This window comes from Nostoc spongiaeforme FACHB-130 (assembly GCF_014698475.1).
Taxonomy (GTDB): domain Bacteria; phylum Cyanobacteriota; class Cyanobacteriia; order Cyanobacteriales; family Nostocaceae; genus Nostoc_B; species Nostoc_B spongiaeforme.
Genome location: NZ_JACJTB010000004.1, coordinates 73,202 through 99,916 on the forward strand (window position 1 = coordinate 73,202; position 26,715 = coordinate 99,916).

The 26,715-nt window shown below is 40.2% G+C and carries 25 protein-coding genes; 19 read left to right on the forward strand and 6 right to left on the reverse strand.

The window, feature by feature from the left end; translation table 11 throughout:
- Window positions 1–89: 89 nt before the first annotated feature.
- Window positions 90–3,605 (forward strand): WD40 domain-containing protein, encoded by a 3,516-nt coding sequence (locus H6G74_RS05690; protein WP_190966753.1) that lies wholly within the window; start codon window positions 90–92, stop codon window positions 3,603–3,605.
- Between the two features lie 203 nt (window positions 3,606–3,808).
- Here H6G74_RS05690 and H6G74_RS05695 read toward each other — a convergent pair whose 3' ends face one another.
- Together H6G74_RS05695 and H6G74_RS05700 are read right to left on the reverse strand one after the other, a co-directional pair.
- Window positions 3,809–4,372: a phycobiliprotein lyase gene (locus H6G74_RS05695; protein ID WP_190966754.1), complete on the reverse strand. Its 564-nt coding sequence runs from the start codon at window positions 4,370–4,372 to the stop codon at window positions 3,809–3,811.
- Between the two features lie 71 nt (window positions 4,373–4,443).
- A complete protein-coding gene (locus H6G74_RS05700) occupies window positions 4,444–5,124 on the reverse strand; it encodes a HEAT repeat domain-containing protein (protein WP_190966755.1) in 681 nt (226 codons plus the stop codon).
- 2 nt (window positions 5,125–5,126) lie between these two features.
- Between H6G74_RS05700 and H6G74_RS31465 the strand changes: the two genes are divergently transcribed.
- The 6 genes from H6G74_RS31465 to H6G74_RS05725 all read left to right on the forward strand — a co-directional run bounded on the left by H6G74_RS31465 (window position 5,127) and on the right by H6G74_RS05725 (window position 11,107).
- Window positions 5,127–5,258 carry a hypothetical protein gene (locus H6G74_RS31465; RefSeq protein WP_277927130.1) on the forward strand — a complete coding sequence of 44 codons (132 nt, stop codon included), beginning with the start codon at window positions 5,127–5,129 and terminating at the stop codon, window positions 5,256–5,258.
- 132 nt (window positions 5,259–5,390) lie between these two features.
- Window positions 5,391–6,098, forward strand: a complete 708-nt coding sequence (locus H6G74_RS05705) for a CAP domain-containing protein (protein WP_190966756.1) — start codon at window positions 5,391–5,393, stop codon at window positions 6,096–6,098.
- A 337-nt stretch (window positions 6,099–6,435) separates the two neighbouring features.
- Window positions 6,436–9,120 (forward strand): EAL domain-containing protein, encoded by a 2,685-nt coding sequence (locus H6G74_RS05710; protein WP_190966757.1) that lies wholly within the window; start codon window positions 6,436–6,438, stop codon window positions 9,118–9,120.
- Between the two features lie 287 nt (window positions 9,121–9,407).
- A complete protein-coding gene (locus H6G74_RS05715; protein WP_190966758.1) occupies window positions 9,408–9,890 on the forward strand; it encodes a GNAT family N-acetyltransferase in 483 nt (160 codons plus the stop codon).
- 5 nt (window positions 9,891–9,895) lie between these two features.
- Window positions 9,896–10,600 carry a ComF family protein gene (locus tag H6G74_RS05720; protein WP_190966759.1) on the forward strand — a complete coding sequence of 235 codons (705 nt, stop codon included), beginning with the start codon at window positions 9,896–9,898 and terminating at the stop codon, window positions 10,598–10,600.
- 51 nt (window positions 10,601–10,651) lie between these two features.
- Window positions 10,652–11,107, forward strand: coding sequence for a PPC domain-containing protein (locus H6G74_RS05725; RefSeq protein WP_190966760.1), 456 nt, complete (start codon window positions 10,652–10,654; stop codon window positions 11,105–11,107).
- A gap of 159 nt (window positions 11,108–11,266) precedes the next feature.
- On the opposite strand, the gene cobS is transcribed toward H6G74_RS05725, so the two are convergent.
- A complete protein-coding gene (gene cobS / locus H6G74_RS05730) occupies window positions 11,267–12,040 on the reverse strand; it encodes an adenosylcobinamide-GDP ribazoletransferase (RefSeq protein WP_190966761.1) in 774 nt (257 codons plus the stop codon).
- 376 nt (window positions 12,041–12,416) lie between these two features.
- On the opposite strand from cobS, the gene H6G74_RS05735 reads away from it, so the two are divergent.
- From H6G74_RS05735 to H6G74_RS05770, 8 genes are all read left to right on the forward strand, one after another.
- Window positions 12,417–12,869 carry a hypothetical protein gene (locus H6G74_RS05735; RefSeq protein WP_190966762.1) on the forward strand — a complete coding sequence of 151 codons (453 nt, stop codon included), beginning with the start codon at window positions 12,417–12,419 and terminating at the stop codon, window positions 12,867–12,869.
- Window positions 12,870–13,026: 157 nt separating this feature from the next.
- Window positions 13,027–14,148: a tRNA guanosine(34) transglycosylase Tgt gene (tgt, locus tag H6G74_RS05740; protein ID WP_190966763.1), complete on the forward strand. Its 1,122-nt coding sequence runs from the start codon at window positions 13,027–13,029 to the stop codon at window positions 14,146–14,148.
- 4 nt (window positions 14,149–14,152) lie between these two features.
- Window positions 14,153–14,452 carry a helix-turn-helix domain-containing protein gene (locus H6G74_RS05745; protein WP_190966764.1) on the forward strand — a complete coding sequence of 100 codons (300 nt, stop codon included), beginning with the start codon at window positions 14,153–14,155 and terminating at the stop codon, window positions 14,450–14,452.
- Window positions 14,452–14,871, forward strand: coding sequence for a type II toxin-antitoxin system VapC family toxin (locus H6G74_RS05750; RefSeq protein ID WP_190966765.1), 420 nt, complete (start codon window positions 14,452–14,454; stop codon window positions 14,869–14,871). Before H6G74_RS05745 ends, H6G74_RS05750 begins: the two co-directional genes overlap by 1 nt.
- A gap of 13 nt (window positions 14,872–14,884) precedes the next feature.
- Complete coding sequence (locus H6G74_RS05755) at window positions 14,885–15,706, forward strand: aminotransferase class IV (RefSeq protein ID WP_190966882.1); 822 nt, start codon at window positions 14,885–14,887, stop codon at window positions 15,704–15,706.
- 78 nt (window positions 15,707–15,784) lie between these two features.
- Window positions 15,785–17,623: an ATP-dependent zinc metalloprotease FtsH3 gene (gene ftsH3 / locus H6G74_RS05760; protein ID WP_190966766.1), complete on the forward strand. Its 1,839-nt coding sequence runs from the start codon at window positions 15,785–15,787 to the stop codon at window positions 17,621–17,623.
- Between the two features lie 175 nt (window positions 17,624–17,798).
- Window positions 17,799–18,836, forward strand: coding sequence for a WD40 repeat domain-containing protein (locus H6G74_RS05765; RefSeq protein WP_190966767.1), 1,038 nt, complete (start codon window positions 17,799–17,801; stop codon window positions 18,834–18,836).
- 177 nt (window positions 18,837–19,013) lie between these two features.
- Window positions 19,014–20,003 (forward strand): metal ABC transporter solute-binding protein, Zn/Mn family, encoded by a 990-nt coding sequence (locus H6G74_RS05770; RefSeq protein ID WP_190966768.1) that lies wholly within the window; start codon window positions 19,014–19,016, stop codon window positions 20,001–20,003.
- Between the two features lie 129 nt (window positions 20,004–20,132).
- On the opposite strand, the gene H6G74_RS05775 is transcribed toward H6G74_RS05770, so the two are convergent.
- Complete coding sequence (locus H6G74_RS05775; protein ID WP_190966769.1) at window positions 20,133–21,077, reverse strand: WD40 repeat domain-containing protein; 945 nt, start codon at window positions 21,075–21,077, stop codon at window positions 20,133–20,135.
- A gap of 33 nt (window positions 21,078–21,110) precedes the next feature.
- A complete protein-coding gene (locus H6G74_RS05780; protein WP_190966770.1) occupies window positions 21,111–21,638 on the reverse strand; it encodes a GrpB family protein in 528 nt (175 codons plus the stop codon).
- A gap of 142 nt (window positions 21,639–21,780) precedes the next feature.
- Between H6G74_RS05780 and H6G74_RS05785 the strand changes: the two genes are divergently transcribed.
- The 4 genes from H6G74_RS05785 (at window position 21,781) to H6G74_RS05800 (ending at window position 26,327) form a co-directional block, all read left to right on the forward strand.
- The gene (locus tag H6G74_RS05785) at window positions 21,781–22,449 is read left to right on the forward strand and encodes a response regulator transcription factor (protein WP_190966771.1); all 669 of its coding nucleotides are present in this window, start codon (window positions 21,781–21,783) and stop codon (window positions 22,447–22,449) included.
- A 131-nt stretch (window positions 22,450–22,580) separates the two neighbouring features.
- Window positions 22,581–24,131, forward strand: coding sequence for a sensor histidine kinase (locus H6G74_RS05790; protein ID WP_190966772.1), 1,551 nt, complete (start codon window positions 22,581–22,583; stop codon window positions 24,129–24,131).
- Window positions 24,132–24,191: 60 nt separating this feature from the next.
- Window positions 24,192–24,653: a PepSY-like domain-containing protein gene (locus H6G74_RS05795; protein ID WP_242051160.1), complete on the forward strand. Its 462-nt coding sequence runs from the start codon at window positions 24,192–24,194 to the stop codon at window positions 24,651–24,653.
- A 99-nt stretch (window positions 24,654–24,752) separates the two neighbouring features.
- Window positions 24,753–26,327 (forward strand): iron uptake porin, encoded by a 1,575-nt coding sequence (locus H6G74_RS05800; RefSeq protein WP_190966773.1) that lies wholly within the window; start codon window positions 24,753–24,755, stop codon window positions 26,325–26,327.
- On the opposite strand, the gene H6G74_RS05805 is transcribed toward H6G74_RS05800, so the two are convergent.
- Entirely contained in the window at window positions 26,324–26,689 is a 366-nt protein-coding gene (locus H6G74_RS05805) for a response regulator transcription factor (protein WP_190966774.1), read from the reverse strand. The genes H6G74_RS05800 and H6G74_RS05805 overlap by 4 nt on opposite strands.
- Window positions 26,690–26,715: the final 26 nt, after the last annotated feature.

Here is a 26,715-nt window from a genome sequence, read left to right on the forward strand (position 1 = left end):
TATCTGTCTTTACAGAAAAGTATGGAGTTAAAGTATGTAAAGTATGGTTTGATGAAAATTAATACTTGATTATCTTCATTTAAAAACGTATGGAGTTTGCACAGGCACTAGCGATCGCCAATCATACTGTCAATGAAAAACTCGCTAGAACCCTCACTGAGGTGGAAATTGCGCTTTTGTTCGGTGCCTGGAATAACTTGACCTATGAGCAGATTGCCGATCGCTCTGGCTACTCTATTAACTACTTACAGCGAGATGTTGGCCCTAAATTCTGGCAGTTCCTGAGTTATGCACTGGGTCGCAAAATTAACAAAACAAATCTGCGCGGTATTCTGTCCCAATTTACTCCCCCAATCCCCGATCGCCAACCGCAAAACCAACGTTCTGTAGATTGGGGTGAGGCGATTAATGTTTCTTATTTCTGCGGTCGTGGGGAGGAAATAGAAAAGCTGACTCATTGGATAATTGCAGAACGCTGTCGTTTGATTGCGTTGGTGGGAATGGGCGGTATTGGTAAAAGTGCTTTGGCTGCCAAAGTCTCGCAATTGGTACAAGCAGACTTTGAGTTTGTAATTTGGCGCAGTCTCCGTAACGCCCCACCTTTAGAAACTTTGTTGGCTGAACTAGTACCTTTCCTTTCCCAGCAACAAGACATCCAAGCAAAACCAGAACGGTTGCTGTACTGGCTGCAAACTCATCGCTGTCTGGTGATTTTCGATAATCAAGATACTCTCTTACAACCAGGTCAGATCGCTGGCAATTATCAACCCAATTTTACCAACTATGGTGACTTGTTTCGGTTGCTGGGGGAGGCGAATCATCAAAGTTGTATTCTCCTGACCAGTCGTGAGAAATCTGCGGAAGTGGCATTGTTTGAAGATTGGAACGGCGGAGTGCGATCGCTTTCTCTGAAAGGTTCCTGGGAAGCATCCCTAGCATTAATTGACGCTAAGGGACTAGTGGGAAGCGAGGCTGAAAAACGCCACCTGTGCGAATTGTATCGTTGCAATCCCCTGGCATTGAAAATGGTTGCTACCTCAATTCAAAGTTTATTTGATGGGGAAATTGCTGTTTTTTTGCAAACACAAACCCCGATATTTAATGGAATTCGCCACTTGCTTGATCAACAATTTCAGCGTTTATCGCCCCTAGAGCAGACCATTATGTATTGGTTGGCAATTAATCGAGAATGGACGGCGATCGCCCAACTACAAGCCGATATTGTGCCTGCGGTTTATCGTGCCAGTTTGTTAGAGTCCCTGGAATCGCTCACCTGGCGCAGTTTAATCGAAAAGCGATCGGGGGAATATACCCAACAGCCGGTGATTATGGAATATGTCACAGACTGTTTAATTCATCAACTTACCACGGAATTATTAATAGTTAAAACCTCATTTTTTAATCATTATGCACTTTTAAAAACAACTGTTTTAGAATATATCCGCGAAAGTCAAATTCGCTTAATTTTGCACTCACTCATTGAACAATTAAAAGCTGCATTTCATCATAATTATCAACGATTAGAGCAGCATTTGCAATCGGTTTTGCTGGCATTACGTACTGATTCAAAATCAACCTTTGGTTATGGAGTGGGAAACTTTATTAACCTGTGTCTGCGCCTGCAAATTGACCTGACTGGCTATGACTTTTCCCATCTGAAAATTCGCCACGCAGATTTCCGGGGGGTGCGGTTAAAAGATGTCAATTTTCAATTTGCTCATTTTGCTGAATCTACCTTTACTCAAGTCTTCACGAGTGGAATGTCGGGAAAATTTAGTCCTGATGGGCAGCAGTTTGCTGTCGGAGATACCAAAGGAGAACTGCATATTTGGCAGGTGGAAGGGATACAGCCATTAATGTCGATCCAGGCACATCAAGGCTGGGTTATGGGGGCTGATTGGCATCCTGATGGCACAATGTTAGCTACTGGTGTTGATCAGGCGGTTAGCCTTTGGGATGCCCGCACTGGTCAAAAACTGCGGGACTTGCACGGCTATAACAGTTGCATTTTGGCATTAGCCTGGAGTCCCGATGGTAAGTATGTAGCCTGTGGAGGGCAACAGTCGTTGCTGGTGGTTTGGAATGCTACAACCGGAGAGCGTTTGACTGAGCTTGGAAACAACTCTGGCGATCGCAGTAGTTGGATTCCGAGTCTAGCATGGCTACCGGATGGGGCAGTGCTGGCAGCAGGCTATACGGATGGCAAAATTAAATTTTGGGATGTGGTAACTGGCGAGTGCATTCGCGTAATTTCAGACGATGATAATTGGATTTTGTCTGTGGCAGTGCATCCCAATGGCAGAATCGTCGCCAATAGTGGATATGATAAAACCGTCAAAGTTTGGGATTGGCAAACAGGAGAATGTTTAGCAGTTAACCGCCAAGAGCCTTTTAATCAGCTAACCTGGAGTCCAGATGGCGAGAGGCTAGCAGGAGCAAATATGAATGGTTATGTTGTCAACCTGTGGGATTGCTCTCTGCAATGTCTAAAAGTTTTGCAGGGACATGAAAACTGGGTTTGGTCAATCTCTTGGAGTCCTAATAGCAGAACCCTTGTCACCTCATCTTTCGATCAGGTGGTTAAATTGTGGAATACGCAAACGGGACAATGTGTCAAAACGTTGCGCGGCTACAGTAATTCTTCCTGGTGTGTCCGGTGGAGCAACGATGGCATTTGTCTGTTGACTGCCAGCACCAACCATACTGTGCAACTGTGGGATGGTCACACAGGGGAACGTCTGAGAGTCTTTTACGGGCATACCAACGAAGTGATGTTTGTTGCCTGGAGTCCAGACGAAAACTTGATGGCAAGTGGCAGTGCAGATACCACTGTTCGCATTTGGGATGTGCAGACGGGGCAATGCTTACAGGTGTTGCAGGGACATCAGGGTTGGGTAAGGGGAGTTGCCTGGGGTCGGGATGAAAATTGTCTGATTAGCTGCGCCAGTGATGGAACGGTGAAACTTTGGGATGTTCATTCTGGGCAATGTTTATTAACGCTGTCCGGGCATAGTAGTCAGGTAAATTCCGTTGCTTGGTCTTCTGTTGGTAATCAGGTTGCCAGTGGTGGTTTAGATGGAACTATTCGGTTTTGGGATTTAAGCCTGGGTGTTTGTTCCCTCGTCATTTCTGTGGGTCGTTACGTTGGTAGCATTGCTGTTAGTCCAGATGGCAAAACTTTGGTCAGTGGAGACTACGAGGGTATAGTTCAACTTTGGGATGTGGCCTCTGGAGAGTGTTTAAAAACCTTCCTGGGGCATACAAATGTTCGCGTTTATTCAGTGGCGTGGAGTGCCGATGGCAACAAAATCGCAAGTACCTGTACTGGTAAAACAGTGAGAATCTGGAATGTTAGCACGGGTGACTGTGAACAGATTATTCAGGGCAAAAATCACGGAATGTCGGTGCATTGGCATCCAGTCAAGGACTTGCTGGCGATCGCATTTTTAGAACAACCAATTCAAATTTACGATGTGCAAACAGGTAAAACTGTGCAAACTTTAAGCAGGCATCTTCCCTACGAAGGCATAAATATTACCGGGGTGACAGGCATTTCTGAGGGACAAAAAGCCAACCTCAAAGCATTGGGAGCGATCGGCAAGTAATACCGTTTCTTTGTAAAGCTGCGCCAAACTCTCCCTTATTCCTCTATTTGCGTACTTTGCGGTTAGTTTCTTATTAAGCGGAACTTCATACAGAATTGGTATAAAAATTATGGCTTGAAAATTCGTAATTTATCACAAACAAGCATTTATGAATATTCCAGTTAGAAAAAGAGAGACGTGCAATGTTGCACGTCTCTCTTTTTCTATGAAGCTGAATTACTAACTTCTGCTGCTTTTGCCGCAGATGAAGCACCACCCATCCGAATTTCTGAAGTAAAGGAAGCCATACTAAAGCCACCAAAGCGTTTAAGAATACTCACGCGCATTCTTAAATTGGGACTGGCAAACCACAGGCGTTCTTCAGACCACATAGTTTCGTATTCTGTGGTTAAAGTCAATGCGTCATCACTACCCATTTTGTAACGCCCAGCAACAGGAGCTTTTTCGGCATAACCCATCTCGCGCAGTAATCTACCTTCATTGGGATTATCAGCATCGGGTATAGTAACTAGCACAGTTGAACCTGTGTGTTTTTCTTCATCCCATTCCATTGTCCCGTTCCAAGTGACTCTCGCACCACAGGTAGCTTCACTGGGGTTGACTTCGTACTGTTCACAAAGTTTGATCACTTCTGGATGATCTGCTGCCAACATCTCAATTACAATATCTGATTTGCCATCTTCAGACTGTTTAAATGCTAAGTGATGGCTAGTGCGGTGTGAAAACCATTTACCAGCACTTAATTCAAAAAACTCTTCAATATTCATGAATGAAATTACCCTGCATCAAAATACTAAAAGTCCCTCTTATTATTAAAAGGTAGCAGGAGAAGGAAATTTTATGCTTGCTGCCCTTTTTCTTCAATTCGCTTGAGACAGACGCTTGCTGCTTCGGCAACGTTAGGATGACTATCTTTCTCTAAATATTTTAAAGCGGAGATACTCTTAGGAGTTGGCAGATTGCCCAGAGCTTCTGCCAGCCGTTGTCTAACTAACCAATCATCTGATTGAGCAAATTTGAGAATACTATCAACTGCTTCTAAGTCGCCAATTTCACCGAGTGCAGAAATCGCGGCTTCTTGTAAAACCGCTTCACTACTATCCAAAGCCTGTAAGAGAATTTGACGGGCGCGTGGATCTTTAAGATTGCCTAAAGCAACAGCTGCACTAAAGCGGACTAGCCAATCAGTATCTTCATAAAATGCCCTAGCTAATGCCTCAAATGCTCTAATATCACCTAAATAGCCCAATGCACCAGCAGCATCAGCACGAATGCCATAATCGGGGTCGGTTTGCAAAATTCTGACCAAAATAGCGTAGCATTCATCAGTTTGCTTGACTCCCAAGGCAAAGATAGCCATAGAACGCAGTTGCAGAGAATCGTCATCTAAGACTTTTTTAATTAAAGGGACTGCATCTTCAGCAGGGACATCGCGCAGACTGGCCAGTGCAACCATGCGATCGCGTAAATTTGAACTTTCTAACTGAGCAGAAATTTCCTGTAAGGGTAGAGCGGCCATTTATGATTCAAGCACTTTCTTTACTTATCTTTACTTTACCTGATTTGCCCATGAGAGTGCTGTCATTAATTTTTGGTTCTAGCATCAGTCCTCGACTAGCTACTTCTAGTCCCGAATTTCTTACTTATGGGTAGGGGGTGTGGCTTGGCAACGAGCATCTCAGTAAGACAAATGACTTATTATACTTTAATTATTAGATATCTTTGAGGGTGACAGGTAATAAAAATTACTTTATATATAGAATTTATGCAGCTATTATCAAACACATGAAATTACCATTATTAATCATTAGCATTTTAATTACTGCTTGTTATACTCAAATTTTTAAACCTAGTGTATCTTTAGCAAAATCAGATTTAATTTTAGATGAAGAAGCCAGTTTACATTTATATTTATCAGCAAAGTCAGATTATCTTTCACTTGTAGAAAAACAAGTAATTAGTGAGACAAATAAAGTTAGGCGAAACCCTAAATCATATATCCCGATTTTAGCAAGCTATCGCCAGAAGTTTCAAGGTAAACGTGTTAGATTATCCTCCAATTCTTACTTAATTACCCAAGAAGGAAGTCAAGCTGTTGATGAGGCGATCGCCTTTCTTAAATCAGCACGACCTGTTGGAGCGTTAAGCATATCTAAAGGAATGTCTTTAGCGGCAAAATCTCATGTCAAAGACCAAGGTAATAAAGGTGCTACAGGTCATTATGGTAGTGATGGGAGCAGTCCTTTTGATCGCCTGAATCGCTATGGTAAATGGCAGATGACGGCGGCTGAAAATATCAGCTACGGCCCGAATACAGCCCAAGATATTGTTATGCAATTAATTATTGATGATGGAGTTCCATCACGTGGTCATCGCACCAATATCTTTAACTCGGCATTTAAAGTTAGTGGTGTTGCTTATGGAACTCATAAAACCTATAAAACTATCTGTGTAATTAACTATGCTGGGGGTTTTCAAGATAAAAAAAATTAGACTGGCAAATCTCTGTCAACTATGTCAAGATGAATCAGTCTGTTATGGTTAACAAAACAATCGTTTGATCAAAAAATTAAGGAAAATTAAAAAATGCCCGTTATTTAAGTGATTTTACTAGGTATATTACTGCTATAAATTTGATTTAACTATCTGATTACTAAAACCTCGAAGTAAGGTAAATTTGCCTTACTCAAGAAAATAAGTGTTTTTGCTATGTAAGATAATATACTTTTATTTTATCCTAGATACTTGAAAAGTATTCAACGAAAAGCAAGTGACTACAAGTAAGATTTTTCAGCATTCAATCCAGGATACGAGATTTTGAGGAAGAGCAATGCTAGGAAATGAGTGGGAAAAAATACGTCACCTGTTGGTTGTCCAAGACTTACAAGGACAAAGAACCATCCCACTACAAGAAACCACTTATTCCATTGGTCGAGATTCCAGAAATGCAATTGTGCTGCGATCGCGTTCCGTATCAAGACAACACGCCATTTTACTGCGTGTGACTCTTCCGGAAACTGACCAGTATGGTTTTCGGATTATTGATGGCAACTTTAAGGGTAAGTCTAGTACTAATGGCTTATACGTCAATGGAATGAAATGCGTTTCCCATAATCTTCAGCATGGAGATTTGATTGCCTTTGGGAATAATCAAGTCCAAGCTAAATACTATGCGATTTCTCATATTTCGGAAAAAGCTTTTTCCGAAAGTGGTGATATTGAAAACATATCAGATTTTCTCTTAGAACATGCTCATGCCGCCAATCCTTTTCCTACCTTAGCGGTTGATCCTAACTTTGAAGCAGCCAGTGAAACTGCACTAGCACGTCTAGCATCGTTCCCAGAACTTATTCCTAACCCAATTATTGAGATGGATTTGGGAGGAACAATCACTTATCTCAATCCTGCTGCATCGGCGAAATTTCCCAAGATTCGAGAAATTGGTAACAAGCATCCTGTACTGACGGGGTTACTCAATGCCTTGGAAGATCATCAGCTAAATTCCTTTTCCCGTGAGATCACGGTTGATCAGGAAGTGTTTGAACAATGTATCCATTACTTACCAGAAAGTGACTTAATTAGAACATTTATAGTTAGGGATATTACAGAGCAGAAGCAAGCAGAAGCAGAATTGCGTCAACGCGATCGCCTATTGCAAGCAGTAGCCGAGGCTGCTAACTATTTGCTAGTGGAAATGAATTACGAAACTGGCATAGATAAAGCTTTAGCTGTACTAGGAGAAGCTGCCAAAGCTGATCGCGCCTATTTATTTAAAAACCATCGCCATTCAGATACAGGCGAAATAGCCCTTAGCTTGCAATTTATCTGGACAAGAACAAATTTAACTGCATCTCGCTTTCACTGGCAAAATCAACTTTATCAATCTTCAGAACTAGCGCGTTGGTATGCCACACTCTCTTGCGGAAAATCGATTAGTGGTAATATCCGAGAGTTTCCGGTAGCAGAACAAAAGCTACTAGCAAGAGATGGAATTCAATCCTTGCTTTTAGTTCCCTTACGGCTAGAAGATGAGTTTTGGGGTTGTATTGGTTTAGCCGATTGTACTCATGAGCGTACTTGGTCAAGACATGAGGAATCAACGCTTTTAACAATGGCGGCTAGTATTAGCGGTGCTTGGCAGCGTCAACAAGTAGAAGAAAAAATCCGCTACCAAGCACTCCACGATATGCTGACAGGCTTACCCAACCGTTTCTTTTTTAATGAAATCTTGGCTAAAGCCATATCCAACGCCACACGCAATCGTGAAAGTTTAGCAGTGATGTTTCTGGATTTAGACCGCTTTAAAGTGATAAATGATACATTAGGACATACTATCGGGGACAGATTATTAGAAATTGTGGCGCAAAGGCTCAAAGAATCTCTCAGAGAAGGAGATACTGTCGCTCGTTGGGGAGGAGACGAATTTACAATTTTGCTGCCGCATATTAAATATCTTGATGAAGTAGCTCAAGTAGCCCAAAGAATCCTGCAATCCTTAGAAAAGATTTTCTGTCTTGATGGCCATGAACTTTACATCAGTGCGAGTATCGGTATTTCTGTTTTTGATGCACACAGCCATGATGTTGAAACCTTAATTCAACATGCAGATGCAGCACTGTATTATGCCAAGGATGAAGGTAGAAATAATTATCAGTTTTATACCACTACCCTCAGCGCCAAAACTCCAGAATTGCTCAATTTAGAAAAAAGCTTGCGCTATGCCGTAGAAAGACAAGAATTGACAGTATATTATCAGCCCCGTGTCAATATTTTGACTGGCAAAATTACTGGGATGGAGGCTTTGGTGCGCTGGAAAAACCCAGATATGGGACTAGTCGCACCGAATATATTTATTCCTTTGGCTGAAGAAAGTGGATTAATTATTCCGATTGGTGCATGGGTATTACGCACAGCTTGTATACAAAATAAAGCCTGGCAAGCAGCAGGTTTGCCACCTTTGACGGTGGCGGTGAATCTTTCACCTAAACAGTTTCGGCAAGCTACGCTAGTAGAAGATGTGGCTACAATTCTAGCGGAGACAGGATTAGAACCACATTTTTTGGAGTTGGAAATTACCGAATCAACAGCGATCGCCGATTTAGAATTTACCAGAAATGTTTTACAAAAATTAGAACAAATGGGAGTTCATCTTTCCATTGATGACTTTGGCACTGGACACTCTTCGCTTTCACGGCTGCAACTTCTACCACTACACAACCTAAAAATTGATCGCTCCTTTATTAAAGAGTTAACCACAGATGTGCGAGTAGCTCATATTGTGAAAGCAATTGTCACTTTAGGACGGAGTTTAGGCTTAAGACTCACGGCTGAAGGTGTAGAAAAGCAAGAAGAACTAGATTTCTTAAAATCTATTAATTGTGAGGATGTCCAAGGTTATTTTTTCTATAAACCAATGCCAGCAGACAAAGCGACAGAAGTGCTGCAAAACAGACATTTTTCTGAACTAGAGGAGAAAAATGGAATAGGGCATAAATACGAAAAATCTGAGGTTTGACAGGCAGGACTTACGCACAAAGGTTATTTGTGAAGAATGGGTGTGAGGGTGTATGGTGTGTAAGGGTTTTGAACATCTACACCCCTATGGGGAAGTCAAAATTCAAAAGTAAGAGAATTTTTTGACTTGATTTTGCCCCTTCACCCTCTCCCAAACCTTTGATTTTGCTCAGTCCTCATAAATTAAGAGTAAACCCTGAGATTATTTCGGACAGAATAGCTATCTAGTGAGTAAATTGGGTATATATCCAGAAAGTTTTTCTGTTTCAACCTAACCCACATATCGGAATGAGAGAACATTATCGAGATTTCTTAATTCGTAACTGGGAAAAGGGCGATCGCACCAGGGCGGCCGCAGTCATCAGTTATGTATTATCAGAATACGGGTTGGGTTGGGAACCCAACGGTGCTGACCGAGATGTATTGCAAGTAGAAGAATGTTACTTAGCAACAGGCGGTGAGTTTTGGGTAATTGAACACCAAAGCCAGATAGTTGGTACTGGGGCATATTACCCCATAAATCGTGGGGAAAAGGCTGTGGAAATTCGCAAAATGTATCTTTTACCAAGTGTCCGGGGTATCGGCTTAGGGAAATATTTGTTACAACAGCTAGAAGCAGCGATCGCTAACCGTGGTTTTCAGCAAATTTGGATTGAAACAGCCAGCATATTAGTAGAAGCCGTCAAGTTATACGAAAGTCATGGTTATCAACCAGAAACGGGTGTGGAAACTGCACGATGCGATCGCTTGTATGTTAAATATCTAGACTAATTTCCATGCCCAATTGGAAGAATCATGTTCAAGATTTTCTGAACCTGTTTTTACAGTCCCATTGTCCTTTGTGTCAGCGAAGTACATCTGATACTTTGTGTGTATACTGTGCTAGACAACTACTCAACTGTGGTCAAAAAAATCCTGCTGCATCATGGCAAGGTGCAATTCCGATATTTGGTTGGGGTGTGTATGGTGGAAGTCTCAAACGTGCGATCGCTGTGATGAAATATGAAAACCAACCGAATATTGCCCGTATTTTAGGTACATGGTTGGGTGAAGCATGGTTATTAAACTCACCTCAGCGTCATACCCAACTGTTAGTTGTACCTATACCCATGCACCCACAAAAGCAAAAGCAACGTGGCTATAATCAAGCCGCGTTAATTGCTGAAAGCTTCTGCCAGACAACTAAGTTAAAATTAAATTTAAATGGTTTGGAGAGGGTGCGGGAAACTCAAGCGCAGTTTGGTTTATCGGTATCTGAACGCGAAAAAAACTTAGCTGAAGCATTTGCTGTGGGAAAAGAATTTCGTCGTCAATGTCTCAGTACTCCAGTATTGTTAATAGATGATATTTACACTACTGGCGCAACTACCAAATCTGCCGTACAAACACTTAGCCAGTCGGGAATTACCGTGTTGGGGTTAGCTGCGGTGGCGATCGCCATCAAAGACCAACATACTAGTTCCTCTGCGAGTCATATCTGACAAATCTATAATTAAGCGAATACCTTGTGTGTGGCAACACAGTCTGAGATTATGAGTAAAGCTTTTACAGCAAGTTTCAAAAGATTCATCACTGTTCCTACTATTTTTCTGACAATTAGTATCAGTGCAACAGCAGCATTCGCCCAAAGCAAGTTGTACAGTCCAATTCCGTTAACTAATTTGACAGAACTTTCCGATACACTCTCGGAAAAAGATATACCCACAGGACAGGGTGGATTTGCTCGTGACTATACAGTTAAATTGAATAAAGGTGATAATCTAGCCGTTGATTTATCTTCGGAAAACTTTGACTGCATTATTACTCTGTTAGCACCAGATGGTTCAACGGTGGCTGAAAATGATGATGGCCCCGATGGTACTAGTAACTCTCTACTATTTACCCGCATCAACGAAACAGGAATATATATTATCCGCGTTCGCTCTTTTGGAGAAACTGGCGTGGGAAACTTTAAACTGAAGGTAACAAAATTGCAACCGATTAAGTAAGTATAAACAAGGGGCTAGAGGCTAGGGACTAGAGATTTGTATTTTTTCCTCAGCACTCAGCATTTTATCAAGTCAGTTATTGATGAAAAAATCTTCTACAAAAAATCAAAAATTTTCTTGTCTAGCCTCTAAACCATAGCCTCTAGCCTCTTTCTCTCCTTAAAATCCAGTTAACACACAGAGAAATAAGGCTTCTGTCCACTCGACTACTGCACCATAGGTATCGCCTGTGTGTCCGCCTAATTTGTGATTAAACCATAGACCTGTGAGAAAGGCGATCGCACTGCCAGCAAGTATCATTGTTAGTGCGAGAAATAAGTGCTGGCTATCTATCAACCACAGTAAACCACTCACACTCAACAGTAACAGCAGTCCCGGAAGGACATCTTTATAGGAACGAATGGCTTCTTTATGAAATGCTCCTTTACCCGTAGGTTTCAGGTAAGGATATCGCAATATTGCTAGTTGTTGTCCCCAACGCCCCCAACCGCAAGCCGCCATTAAGATTAACCAACGGTGAGCTTCAATTTCTGTTAAGGCTACTGTTTTTAATAATACTATGGCGATCGCTGTCATTGCCCCAAACGCACCAGTGGCACTATCTGTCATCACTTCCAACCGCCTTTCGGGATTGCCTACTGCTAAACCATCCGATGTATCCATTGCACCATCTAAGTGCAATCCTCCAGTCAAAGCAATCCCAGCACAAATAACTAAAGCTGTGCGGGTTAATACTGGGATGCTTAAATAATTCATACTAGTGTCAAGTAGCCCTAAAATTCCGCCAATTACTAACCCTACTAGTGGTGCAAAGCGAGATACTCCCTGAAAATTTAAGCCATTAATATTAGGAAAAGGCACAGTACTGTAAAATATTACACTAGCTATAAAGTTATACAGCGATGTTTTCCACCACTGAAAAAATTTTGTCATTTTAGTTACTTTTATCGAGAAAATATTTCAGGGATAATTCAGGGATAATTATTGATTACTGTGGTACAACCACTAGTAGATAAGTTTAAAGCTTTGGATAAGATAGCTATTAGTTTACAGACTCTGCTGAAAAATTTTGTTATGCTGGACTCGTTAAGCTAATTTTTCTAGCTTGCAATGATAACATAAAAAAATAAATTTAACAACGTAAAGCTAGTACAGCATTTTGTGTATTCATTAGCGAACAAATTAGATCGAGAGTATTGAAGCGATCGCGCCACAAAATTGATATTTTTTAAATGTAGGGAACTAATTAAGCTATTAATTTAAGTTTTTTTAGCTGTGTTCTCATCTTTTTCCTCTCTTTAAATTTCCTATGAGTCATCATCTACCCGATACCAGGATACCGGCTCCGTGCATTGTTGACACGGGCGTGATTGTAAATAAACTCGACATGCGGCGATTACTTTCTGATTTAGGTCGAGTTCACTATATGTACACCCACGGAGAGCAGGTAGTCAGCGAGGGTGAAGGAGATGTCATAGAAGTATTCGCTAATCCCCAGCGTTCGACTTTAGTAGCTAACAGTGCGCTTTATTTAAACGTGTATAGTTTTGATTGTATTGAATTAAAGCAGTTGTCCCAACAAGAAACTTGCTTTGATTTGATGCAAGAAGGAATGTGTCTGCGCTTAATACCCCTCACAACCCCTATACAAGAGCGTCGAGAGAAAACCTTCAACGTCAGCGCCATCGAAGCCATGATGGAACAAGTCCTCTCTGCTAAATGGGATGCAGAAATGGATGATGACTGCACTGATTCGTTTTAGATAAAATGGTTTTTTGTCATTGGTCATCTGTCATTAGTAGAGGTGCAAATTTTTAGGTTTGTGTGATGTGAACTAATAGTATTAAGAATTGCTATAACCAAGGACACAGGACAACTCACCAATGACAATCACTTAGTATAATTATCTAATTTTTACTTTGAGCGATAATTTTTCTTTTCAATCCTTAGCTCGTTGTAGCCAAACAAAAGCTAGAGCCGGGATATTCTTAACACCACACGGTGTTGTGGAAACCCCAAGATTTATGCCTGTGGGGACATTAGCCAATGTCAAAACAGTCACACCTGCTCAGTTAAAAGATACTGGCGCACAGATGGTATTATCTAATACTTACCACCTGCATTTGCAACCAGGGGAAGCAATTGTAGCTGGCGGTGGTGGCTTGCATAAGTTTATGGGCTGGAATGGGCCGATGCTCACTGATTCTGGTGGTTTTCAAGTATTCAGCTTGAGTGAGATGCGGAAAATAACTGAGGAAGGTGTAACTTTTCGCTCACCTCATGATGGACAAATTATCAATTTGACACCAGAACGTTCCATAGAGATTCAGAATACTTTAGGGGCGGATGTGATTATGGCATTTGATGAATGTCCGCCTTATCCCGCCACTCGCCAAGAAGTAGAAACAGCTACTCAAAGGACTTACCGTTGGCTAGAACGTTGTATAGTCGCCCATAAACGCCAAGATCAGGCATTATTTGGAATTGTGCAAGGGGGCGTGTATTTAGATTTGCGTTCCCAAGCGGCTGTAGAGTTGGCTAAGTTAGATTTGCCTGGATATGCTATTGGCGGTGTGAGTGTGGGCGAACCCGCAGAATTAATGGCTCAGATTGTCCAAGCCACAGCACCACTACTACCGCCCGAAAAGCCCCGTTATTTGATGGGTGTGGGGACTTACCGCGAAATGGCGATCGCGATCGCTTCTGGGATAGACTTATTTGATTGCGTCATCCCGACTCGTTGGGCGAGACATGGTACAGCGATGGTGCAAGGCGAACGCTGGAATTTAAAAAATGCTAAGTTCCGTGAAGATTTTGCACCATTGGATGAAACTTGCCCTTGTTACGCTTGTCAAAATTTCAGTCGGGCGTATATTTCCCATTTAGTGCGATCGCAAGAAATTTTAGCTTACACCTTACTCAGCATTCACAATATCACCGAACTAATTCGGTTCACTCAGAAGATTCGCCAAGCAATATTAAACGATTCCTTTCTGGAAGAATTTGGTCATTGGCTAAACTCGTCGGAAACTGGAGAATAGGGTTATGGAGCAATTAACACTACCAGATATTCTCACTCTCGAAGAAGCCTCTGCATATTTAAGACTACCCATTGAAACAGTTGTGCATCAAGCTACTTTGGGTAATATTCCAGGGCGCAAAATTGAAGATGACTGGAGATTTTTAAAGGTGGCGATTGATGACTGGCTACGTTATCAAAGTAGTCGAGCGATTCTTCTGCAACAAGCAGGAAGTTTAGCAGATGATGATTCAATAGCAGAATTGAGAAACACTATTTATCAAGCAAGGGGACGCTCAGAAGTTGATGCGGAGTCTGAAAGTTAATGTATCTGCTTGATACTGACACACTTACATATCTTTATGCTGGAAATGCTAATGTGGTTGAGCGTTTGAGGTCTGTAAATGATCCCGAAGTTGGCATTACCATTATTACGAAAGCAGAAGTTTTGCGTGGCAGGATTGAATATCTTTTAAAAGCCAATTCAGGAGTAGATTTACTCAAGGCGCAATCTCTTCTATTTCGTACAGAAGAACTACTCAGCCAACTTTTGATTGTACCCGTCAGTCAAGCCGCATCAGAACAGTTTGAGCGTTTACGTATCATCCCGAAATTCCGAAAAATAGGACGAGCCGATTTATTGATTGCTAGTATTGCCCTCTCTAATCAAGCTACGTTAGTAACAAGAAACCTTCGCCATTTTAGACAGATTCCTGGTGTACAAGTAGTAAATTGGGTTGACTAAAGTGGGTGGAGTTATTTATTGGTACAACGGTAAATTAATCGAATCTCAAACCCTAGAATTAGATATTAACGATCCGGGGTTACTTTATGGTGCAACGGTATTTACTACACTGCGGGTTTATGAAAATTCTCTCGATAGTAGTTTAACCAACTGGCAGGCACACTGCGATCGCCTCAAGTTGAGTTTACAAGCCTTTGCTTGGCAACAACCAGATTGGCAGCGCATATATCAAGGCGCACAAATTCTCATCCAACATTTCCCCGTTCTCAGAATTACCTTGTTTCCTGATGGTAGGGAATGGATAATTGGCAGAAATTTACCAGTAGATTTAACAGAAAAGCAACAAAATGGGGTGAAATGCGCCATTGCACAACCAGAATTTTCCCGCAACTTGCCTTCTCATAAAACAGGTAATTATTTAGGTGCTTGGTTAGCGAAAAATAGTGTGCAGAACTTAGCCGCCCAAGAAGCGATTTTAGTTGATGGGGCAGGTAATTGGTTAGAAACCACAACTGGCAATCTTTGGGGATGGCAATATGGTAGGTGGTGGACACCGCCCTTAGATGTAGGGATTTTACCCGGAATTGGGCGATCGCAAATTATTCAATGGCTGGAAAATCAGCAGATACAAGTGCGAGAAGAACCTTGGACACCCCAGTTAGTCACGGGATTTGAAGCGATCGCCTACACTAATAGTGTGGTAGAAATTATCCCCATTCATACCGTTGAGCAAGCTTCAGGGTCGCTACAATATAATCCCTACCATACGAATTTTCAACAAATTAGGAGACTTTTTAGCATGACAGACACATCATTTTGGTATACCTTAAAATAAGTTAACATAATTCTTAATAATCCCCTCTCATACAGAGACACTCCGCGAAAGCACAGAAAATACAGGAGATAGACCTCAGTGAATAAAAGATGGAGAAATGCGGGGCTGTACGCACTACTGTTTATTGTTGTCATTGCGCTAGGAACAGCATTTTTTGACAAACAGCCACAAAACACACAAACATGGCGCTACAGTCAATTTATTCAAGAAGTTGAAAAAGGTAGAGTTACACAAGTTAGGCTGAGTGCAGATCGTTCTACAGCGATCGTTAAGTCTCAGGATGGAACTAATATTAAAGTTACATTAGTCAACGACCCTGACCTGATTAACACTCTCACTTCAAAAGGCGTTGATATTTCTGTATTGCCTCAAACCGATGAAGGCTTTTGGTTTAAAGCACTGAGCAGTTTATTTTTCCCTGTACTGCTGTTAGTTGGTTTATTTTTCTTACTCCGTCGCGCTCAAAGCGGCCCCGGTAGCCAAGCAATGAACTTTGGTAAATCCAAAGCTAGAGTCCAAATGGAACCGCAAACTCAGGTGACATTTGGTGATGTTGCTGGTATTGATCAAGCCAAGCTCGAATTAAACGAAGTTGTAGACTTTCTGAAAAACGCCGATCGCTTTACCGCAGTCGGTGCCAAAATTCCTAAAGGAGTATTATTAGTCGGCCCTCCAGGTACAGGTAAAACCCTCCTCGCTCGTGCTGTGGCTGGGGAAGCTGGTGTACCTTTCTTCTCTATCTCTGGTTCCGAATTTGTGGAAATGTTCGTGGGTGTGGGTGCTTCCCGCGTCCGTGATTTATTTGAACAAGCTAAATCTAATGCTCCTTGTATCGTCTTCATCGATGAAATTGACGCAGTTGGTCGTCAACGGGGTGCCGGTTTAGGCGGTGGTAACGATGAACGGGAACAAACCCTCAACCAATTACTCACCGAAATGGATGGTTTTGAAGGTAACACAGGTATCATCATCATTGCTGCTACCAACCGTCCCGACGTATTAGACGCAGCATTATTACGTCCTGGTCGCTTCGACCGTCAAGTTGTCGTAGACCGTCCCGACTACGCTGGACGTAGCGAAATCCTCAAAGTTCACGCCCGTGGCAAAACCTTAGCTAAAGATGTGGACTTGGATAAAATTGCGCGTCGTACCCCAGGTTTCACAGGTGCAGATTTATCTAACTTGCTCAACGAAGCCGCAATTTTGGCAGCACGCCGCAACTTAACCGAAATTTCGATGGATGAAATCAATGATGCCATCGATCGCGTGTTAGCTGGCCCAGAAAAGAAAGACCGGGTAATGAGCGAAAAACGCAAGACCTTGGTAGCTTATCACGAAGCTGGTCACGCCTTAGTTGGTGCATTGATGCCCGACTATGACCCAGTACAAAAGATTAGTATTATTCCTCGCGGTCGTGCAGGTGGTTTAACTTGGTTCACCCCCAGCGAAGACCGGATGGACACTGGTTTATACAGTCGCTCCTATCTTGAAAATCAGATGGCTGTGGCATTAGGTGGTCGTTTAGCCGAAGAAATTATCTTTGGTGAAGAAGAAGTTACCACAGGTGCTTCTAACGACCTACAGCAAGTAGCAAGAGTAGCCCGTCAAATGATCACTCGCTTTGGGATGAGCGACAAACTAGGCCCAGTTGCTCTTGGTCGTCAGCAAGGTAATATGTTCCTTGGACGCGATATCATGTCAGAGCGCGACTTCTCCGAAGAAACTGCTGCTGCCATTGACGAAGAAGTGCGGAAACTCGTAGATACAGCCTACAACCGCGCCAAAGATGTGTTAATCAACAACCGTCACATTCTTGATCAGTTAGCCCAAATGCTAGTTGATAAAGAAACAGTAGATGCCGAAGAATTGCAAGAAATCTTGGCAAACAATGATGTGAAAACTGCCGCCTTTGCTTAATCAACTGCGGTAATCATCTAAAATTTGGATTTGGGGTAGTTCTGAAAAAGAATTACCCCATTTTTTCTTTGTGTTCTTTGCGTCTTACCCGGCGGTTGATATTGAGACAGCTAATTTTGTGCATTAGATTTAGATAAAATTAACCGCAGATGAACGCAGATGAACGCAGATAAAGATGAACTTGACAACTAACCAATCCTCAGAATTTGCGATATATGATTCCGGGATGCTGTCAGATTATGTCACAGCCTTAGCTTGGTCTCCTAGAGGTGATATTCTCGCGGCGACATCTGCGGCTGGCGAGGTGGTGCTATGGAATGATGGCAATGCCATAGAGTTGCAAAGTGGTAGTGGTAAATCTGTAGACTGTGTGGCTTTTTCGGCTGATGGCAAATTTTTAGCTGTTGGTGGACAGGATGGAAAAGTCAAAATTTGGCGGGAACAGGAACTCATCGCCACCTTAGAAAATGCACCAGCTTGGGTAGATAAGTTGGCTTGGAATCATACTACTAACCAACTAGCTTTTAGTTTGGGGCGTTATGTGCAAGTCTGGGATGCCGATTTGGGTGAGATAGTCGTCACCTTGAATTTTGATCACTCTTCAGTTTTAGGAATAGATTGGCGTAGCGATGGCCAGTATTTAGCAATTAGCGGCTATCAAGGAGTCAAGATTTGGGAGAGTAAAAACTGGGATGAAGAACCATTCTTTCTGACTATGCCGACTGTCAGTGTAGCTATGGGTTGGTCGCCTGATAGCAAATATTTGGCTTCCGGTAATATGGATCGCAGCGTCACAGTGTTGGACTGGAGCAACCCCGACCCGTGGATTATGCGTGGCTTTCCTGGTAAGATTCGACAATTGGCTTGGTCAGAAGCTACTACTCAATTAGGTGCGCCAATACTTGCTTCTTCTAGTGTTGAAGGTATTGTCGTTTGGGAAAAGTTAGAGGATGAATCCTTGGGTTGGGAAGCGCGAGTATTGACTAATCATGTGGATGTGATTAATGCGATCGCATTTGCACCCCACAGCTTCTTATTAGCCTCTGTCGGCGCTGATGGTTTATTGTGTTTGTGGTCAGAAGCAGCACAAGTATCTCAAATTCTCACAGGTGCTACCGCCGGGTTCTCTACCTTAGCTTGGCATTCTCAAGGCAAGTTTCTCGCCGCAGGTGGTGAACAAGGCGAGTTAATTATTTGGGCAAAGGAAATCTGAAGTGTGAAGTCTGAATTTTCAGGTATTTTGTTTTTACCTAACAACAAGGTAGACAGAGTATTTATTGATAAAAGTTTACCTAGTTTATAGCTTATTCCTGAATATTTAATATTTCACTGTTATTTAATAATAATGATTATTGTTAAATTTATTCAGGAAAGCTACTAGCCCTTGATTATGCTCAATAAACTGCTATTTAATACTTTGTTACGGGCTGCTTGCGTTAGTTTTTTGATTGGCTTGGTTGGTTGTACAAGACAAGCGACTCAAACTTCCTTCACACAAACGACAACAGCAGATGAAAATCTACCCAAAGTTGTTGCTACAACCAGTATATTGTGTGACTTAATCAAACAAGTTGCTGAAAATACAGTCAACCTTGCTTGTTTAATTCCCCCAGGTACAGACCCTCATAATTACCAACCAAAAGCCGCCGATAGGGAAACTATCGACCAAGCTAATCTGATTTTCTACAATGGCTACAATTTTGAACCAGGGTTGATCAAAACTATTAAATCAAGTAGTAATACTGCACCAAAAATAGCTGTGAGTCAGTTAGCAGTCCCAAAAGCACAAAGATTTATTGAAGATGGCAAAAGAGTTATCGACCCCCATATTTGGCACAATCCGAAAAATGGCATCAAAATGGTTGATGTCATTAACAATAACCTGAAAAAGCTAGAGCCTAATAATGCGGCAATTTATAATCAAAATACTAAACAAATTAAAAATGAATTAACTCAATTAGATAGTTGGATAAAAACCAGAATTGCTAGTATTCCTAGTGATAAACGTGAATTAGTCATCAGTCATAATGCCCTGGCTTATTATGCTAAAGCTTATGGGATGACTTTAGTCGGGGTATTGGCTGGTATTAATCCTGAAAATCAACCAACAGATAGGCAGTTAAATAGTTTAGTTAAAAATATTCAACAAGCTAAAGTCCCAACTATTTTTGCTGAGAAAAATATTAATAAACAGTTAATTCAATCGGTAGCCCAAACCGCAGAAGTCAAAGTTTCGGAAAGAGAACTTTATACAGATAGTCTTGGCGATGCCAATAGTGATGCTAATAGTTATCAAAAAATGCTGGAGGCTAACACACGCACTATTGTAGAAGCTTTGGGAGGGACTTATTTAATCTTTACACCGAAAGCTAGTAAGTAGCAGGAGTTAAGACAGCGTTTTTTGGTTAAGTGCAGTACAAGTTAATAGCGGCTAGAGGCTAAGGGCTAGTACAACAAGGCAAAAGTAAAAATAAATAATAACAATACCACAAGCATTTGAGCATAACTATTAGTACAGGTTCCATACCTCAATAGTTTGCTGATTTTGAGCATTTCTAGCAAAGCCTACTAATATTTGACTATCATTACTCATTGCTATATCAATAATGTAATTTTCTCCCTTGATTGTTCCTACATTTTTTCCATTACCTATGTCCCAAATTTGAATTAAGCCATCGCTACCGGAACTAAATAAGGTTTGATTATCAAAATTGAATATCACATTCCCGACATGATCAAGATGCTTATGAAACTGAATATTTTTAAATTTATCAACTCTTTGAATTTGTTCTCTTGTCTCAAAATTCCAAATTTTAATACCGTCATAGCCACTACCAGCTACTAATTTACCATTATGACTAAAGGAAAGTTTGCGTACTGCGATCGCACCATGATTATCTAATATACGTAGTTCTTTTCTTGTAATTAAATCCCAGACCTTTATTTTGCCATCAAATCCATCTTCGCCAACCACGGTTTTACTATTTGGGCTAATAACCCACATTACAGTATATGTTCCAAGATATCTGCGAATTTTCTTACCACTTTCTAAATTCCAAATTATCGTACCAGCACTTCCTTGAGTAAGCAAAATTTGATTATCAGCACTAATGTTTATATAGAATATCCAACCACTACTTCTGAATATACGAATCTGTTTTCCAGTTGCTAAATCCCAAGCTTTGAGAATATTTCCACCAGTCAATAGAGTTTTTAGATTTGGAGTGATTGCTACAGTATTAATACTTTTTGTCAAATTAATAGGTTTGGAAGATTCAGTTAGCCAAGAATTGATAAGCTGTCCAGTATGGATATCCCAGACTTGAATTTTAAAATCTTCACTTTGATAAGTTACTAATATTTTTCCATCATAGCTCAGGGCTTTTGAAGTAAAATTTGAGTTTAGGTAAAAAGTGGATTGATGTTTAAAAAAATTGGGTCTATATTCTGTCAATTTGCTACCTTTATCAAGATTTATATCTGTTAGCTATGTTCGTTTTTTTTGCAATTCTTGCCAGACCAAAGCTTTTTGTTCTATCTCTTTGATAAAGCTATCTTTGCCATTCATGTAGCCATTTATATCATTGGGGTACTGCTTGGCTAATTGACGCTTCAATTCACTATATTTTTGTGCTGCTTCAGGATGGGTAATCATGTAATCACGAAATGCCAAATGTCTAATTATTTCTGGCGAATTCACTTCAAAAGTGTGAACATTATGTGTTCTGATATTTTCCTTCTCTTTACGAAAATAACGGCGACCGGGGATGCCAAACTCACCCATAAATTCATAGCCTAATGCTTCCATCACTGAAATTTGCTCATCTACCTTGGTGATATCTTTGACTTCTATCAAAAAATCAATGATTGGTTTGGCATAGATGTTGGGAATTGACGTACTACCAATATGATGAATAGTAACCACATTCTCGCTAAACGCCAGCGCAATTTGCTTTGACTCAGTTTCAAATTGACTACGCCAGTTAGGATTATAGGGTACAACTTCTACCTTCATTGCTATTTGAAACACTTAGGATACAGAGTATTTTCTAAAAAAATAGGAAATTCAGCAAATGTTAACTAAAAAATCCTCTTGGGAACAGGTAGTACATTTACGGATGTCTTACCTTTAAAACTCAGAAAAGTAGGTGCATCAGATGAATCGAATTCTTATTGCGGAGGATGAACCCAGAATTGCCGCTTTTATTGAGAAAGGATTGCGTTCTCACGGTTTTACAACATCTGTGGCGGTTGATGCACGTTCAGCTACGGAAATGGCTTTAGGTAGTGCTTTTGACTTAATGATTTTGGATTTAGGACTACCGGGTAAAGATGGTTTAGATGTTTTAGAGGAAATACGCGGACAAGGTGAGAATTTTCCTGTAATTATTTTGACGGCGCGAGATGATATTCAAGATAAAGTTGCAGGCTTTGAAGCTGGTGCTGATGACTATATTACTAAGCCTTTTCGCTTTGAAGAATTACTAGTACGAGTCAAAGCGCGATTACGTAATAGTTTTAGTAGCCAAGCTAATGATGAGATGGTGCTGAAAGTGGGAAATGTAGTTTTAGATTTGCGATCGCGTAAAGTAAAAGTGGATAACAAAACTCTAGAATTACCGGCACGGGAATTTACCCTCGCAGAAACTTTCTTTCGCCACCCCGGACAAGTTTTGAGTCGTGAACAATTGTTAGATAGGGTGTGGGGTTACGACTATGACCCAGGTTCTAATATTGTCGATGTTTATGTAGGATATTTGCGAAAAAAACTCGGCAACCACCTGATTGAAACTGTCAGAGGTATGGGTTATCGTCTGCGAACATGAGAAATTTCTCATTAAATTTTTATCTTCTTATCGTATACTCAATAAAATCATCAAGATGTAAATCATCAATAGTTAAAACGCGGCAGATAACGTTTTTATAAAAAATTTATCTGTCGCATTGTTATTTGATAATGAGAAAAATTCAACACCATCAACAAGAAGTCAAAACTAGCTTTTTTAAATATTTTAAGGGTCTGTTTTGGGCGACACGTACTCAAATACTCTTTTGGTATTTTCTCATTTTATGTTTTATATTTATCTTTTTTGTGCCAGTGTTTCGTTATTTCTTGTATGCCCAAGTTGATAGACGTGTGCATAAAGAAATTAATGAAAAAATGGGAATTTTTCTAGAATTAGTTAATGGTAAACCGCAGTTATTAGATTATTTAGAAAATAATGAAGCAGATGAGACAATTAATCTCTTAAGAGAAGCAGATAACCGCTTAATTAAAGCGCCAAAATCTTTAGATGAGTTAAAAGATTTCTTCGATGCTTTTTTGGTAAATCAGATTCCAGAAGATGATACTTTTTTGATTGCCTTAACAGAAGGAAAATTTTACAAATCTAGTCCTAGAGGTAGACCAAAAGAACTAAGTAGAGATTCAAAACTAATTCGCTATTGGTCAAACTTAACTCAACCAGAAGAAGGAGAAAAAATAATTACAGGTAGCAGTGTTGGGAATATTATTTATTTAGCTCAACCGGTGAAAATTAACGGTGAAGTTATCGGAGTATTTGTCATTGCTCACACGACAGCCGGGGAACATGGTGAGGTAGGAGAAGCTATCAGAATTATAATTCCTGTAAGTGTAGGAATTATATTATTAGCTTTAGTTTTAGCTTGGTTCGCTTCAGGAAAAATTCTCGCACCTTTACGCTTGTTAACTCAAACTGCACGGAATATTAGCGAGTCTGATTTAAATCAACGCCTTTCTATAGTTGGTGAGGGTGAACTTGCAGAATTAGCGGCTACTTTTAATGAAATGATGGATAGGTTGCAAGCTGCTTTTATTAGCCAACGTAATTTTATTAATGACGCTGGCCATGAATTACGTACACCAATTACGATTATTCGTGGTCATTTAGAGTTGATGGGTGATGACCCACAAGAAATACAAGAAACGCTGGCTTTAGTCATGGATGAATTAGAAAGGATGAATCGGTTTGTGAATGACTTAAGTTTACTGACAAAGGCGGAGCGTCCTGATTTTTTGTGTTTAGAAACAGTCGATGTTCGCGCTTTAACTGAAGAATTGTTTGTGAAAGTTCAAGCTTTAGGCGATCGCAACTGGCAACTGAGAGCTACTGCTAAAGGTAGAATTGTTGCAGATCGCCAGCGTTTGACTCAGGCTGTGATGAATTTAGTGCAGAATGCTACACAGCATACAAAAACTACTGATATCATCACCCTGGGTTCGGCTATTCGTCAAGGTAAGGTTTGCTTTTGGGTGAGTGATACTGGCGAGGGTATTGCAAAAGCAGACCAAAAAAGAATTTTTGAACGTTTTGCGCGTGCTGCAAACAGTCGCCGTCGTTCGGAAGGAGCCGGGTTAGGATTATCTATAGTTCAAGCTATTGCAGAGGCTCATGGTGGAGAAGTGACTCTGGAAAGCCAACTAGGAGCGGGAGCAACATTTACAATTACATTACCTTTGGAACCACCGCAAGAGAATAATAATTAAAAGATTATTGATAAAGTAAAAATACAATCACCTGAATGTAATTGGTAGAACCCAAATTTTATGATGCCTCTACAAAAAACTATAGTCGGCATTTTTAATGCTGTGGTAGTTTTAGCGATCGCTGGTTGTGATATTGTATCAAATCAAAACAAATTGCCAGAAACTCCTGCACCTGTAGAATCCGCATTCAAAAATAAATATTCTGACAGACCGCGTATTTGGCATAGAAATTACTATGGTTATGAAGCAACTTTTATTAAAAAAAATATTAAATATGAAGCCGAGTTTTCTGAGACAGGTGAATGGTTAGAAACAGAATACTATGTGACTGAGAAAGAATTTCCTGATGTTATTTTAAAACGCATTCGCCAAGAATATCCAACATTTAAAATTACCAAATATGAAATTGAAATCACACCCAAAGGCAATTTTTATGAAGTGGATATTACTGATGGTGAAATGGAATATGAGTTATATTTTGATGTTCATGGTAATACACAAGTAGATATGTATGAAGATTAAGCTTAATTATGAGAAATTTCTCATGATTAATCAGCTTAATTTAAGATTAAATTAAAATAGAGTTAAGACAAAATATTGACGATTAACTCTTCTCTTCCCATGTCTAATGTGTGTAAAAAAATAATTTTTTTATCAAGTTTATTATTCTCCACATTTACAATTAATTCACCAACTTTTGCCGGAGAAAATCAGCTAGATACACCTCCAAAAGAACTAGCACAATTAATTTCAGTTTCTCAACTTTCTGATGTTCAATCCACAGACTGGGCATTTCAATCTTTAATATCTTTGGTAGAAAAATACGGTTGTATTGCTGGTTATTCTAATGGCAGTTATTTAGGCAATAGCGCCATGTCACGTTATGAGTTTGCCGCAGGTTTAAATAATTGTCTAGCGAAAATTCAAGAACTCATAACTACAGCAAAAGATAGTTCTATAACTAAAGCAGACTTAGATTTAATTCAAAAACTCCAAGCAGAATTTTCTTCAGAATTAGCTCCAATTCGCAATCGTGTAGATACTTTAGAAATTCAAACCTCGGAGTTAGCCGCAAATCAATTTTCCCCTACCACAAAACTAGAATCTGAAGTAATTATAGGTGCGGCTGGCATTGTAGGTAAAACTATTGCTGATGGTGATGATAATCCTAATAACAATCTTGATTTAATTACAAATATCACATTTGCTCAACGTGTGCGGTTAAATTTTCTCACGAGTTTTACTGGTCAAGATGAGTTAAACATCCGCTTAGAATCGGGTAATATTCCTGAATTGGATGAAAATATTACCGGAACAGCAATGACACGTTTAGGCTTTGATGAAGATACCAATAATAATATTGGTCTAGATGAAGTATATTATTCATTCCCTATTGGAGACAGAATCAAAACCACACTTGCTGTTACTGAAATGGAGTTAAACGATATTGCTGAACCAATCAATCCTTTAGCAAGTAGTGATAGTGGTGCAGTTTCCCGCTTTGGTAGATATAACCCGATTGTTCGCAGCATGGATGGCACAGGATTAGGACTAAATTATCAAATCAATAATAATACTAATCTTGGCGTTGCTTACCTAACCAATAATGCAGCTTTACCAACAGAAAAAAACGGTTTATTTAACGGTAATTTTGCAGCATTAGGAAATTTAACTTATCAACCATCTCAAAATTTAGGCATTGCTTTTACCTATATCCATACTTACTATGTAGGCGGTGGAGAAAGCAACGTAAATTTGACAGGTAGTACAGGTAGTTTAACAGCACGTAGCCCTTTTGGTAATATTTCGACTACAGCAAATTCCTTTGGTTTAGAAACTAGCTGGCGAATCAATCCTAAATTTATTGTTGCTGGTTGGATTGGCTATACACAAGCAGATTCATCAGTGACAAATGATGATGCAGAAATTTTAAATTATGCCATTAGTTTAGCCTTTCCTGATTTAGGTAGGGAGGGTAATTTAGCAGGTTTAGTTGTGGGAATGCCACCAAAAGTTATCAGTAGTAGCTTAGTAGCTGATAGAGATACTTCCTTACATATAGAAGGTTTTTATCGATTTCAGGTGTCAGAGAATATTTCGATTACTCCGGGAATATTTTTAATTACTAACCCTGAACATAACGCCAATAACGATAGTCTTTTTGTCGGGACTATTCGGACTAGCTTAGAATTTTAATTAGTTGGCGATAAATGAGCGCGAACGCTGTTCAATAAATCAGTAAATTTAAATGGTTTAGTGATGTAAGGAACAGCTTTATTTCCTGATTGGGAGACTTTTCCTAAAACGTCATAATTTGCGCTAACTATGATGATGGGAATCAGTAAATTATGTTCGCGCAGTTCAGACATAACTGTTAAACCATCCTTCACAGAAATATTGATATCTAATAACAATAAATCAAATTTAGCTGTGGTCAACATTTGTAAAGCTTGTTCACCATTATTTGCGATCGCAGTATTAAAACCATTCCGCCGCAAGCCTTTTTCGATAAATGTGGCAATGCGAATTTCATCTTCAACAATCAAAATTTTCTGCATAACTACTCCTAATATATACACATTCA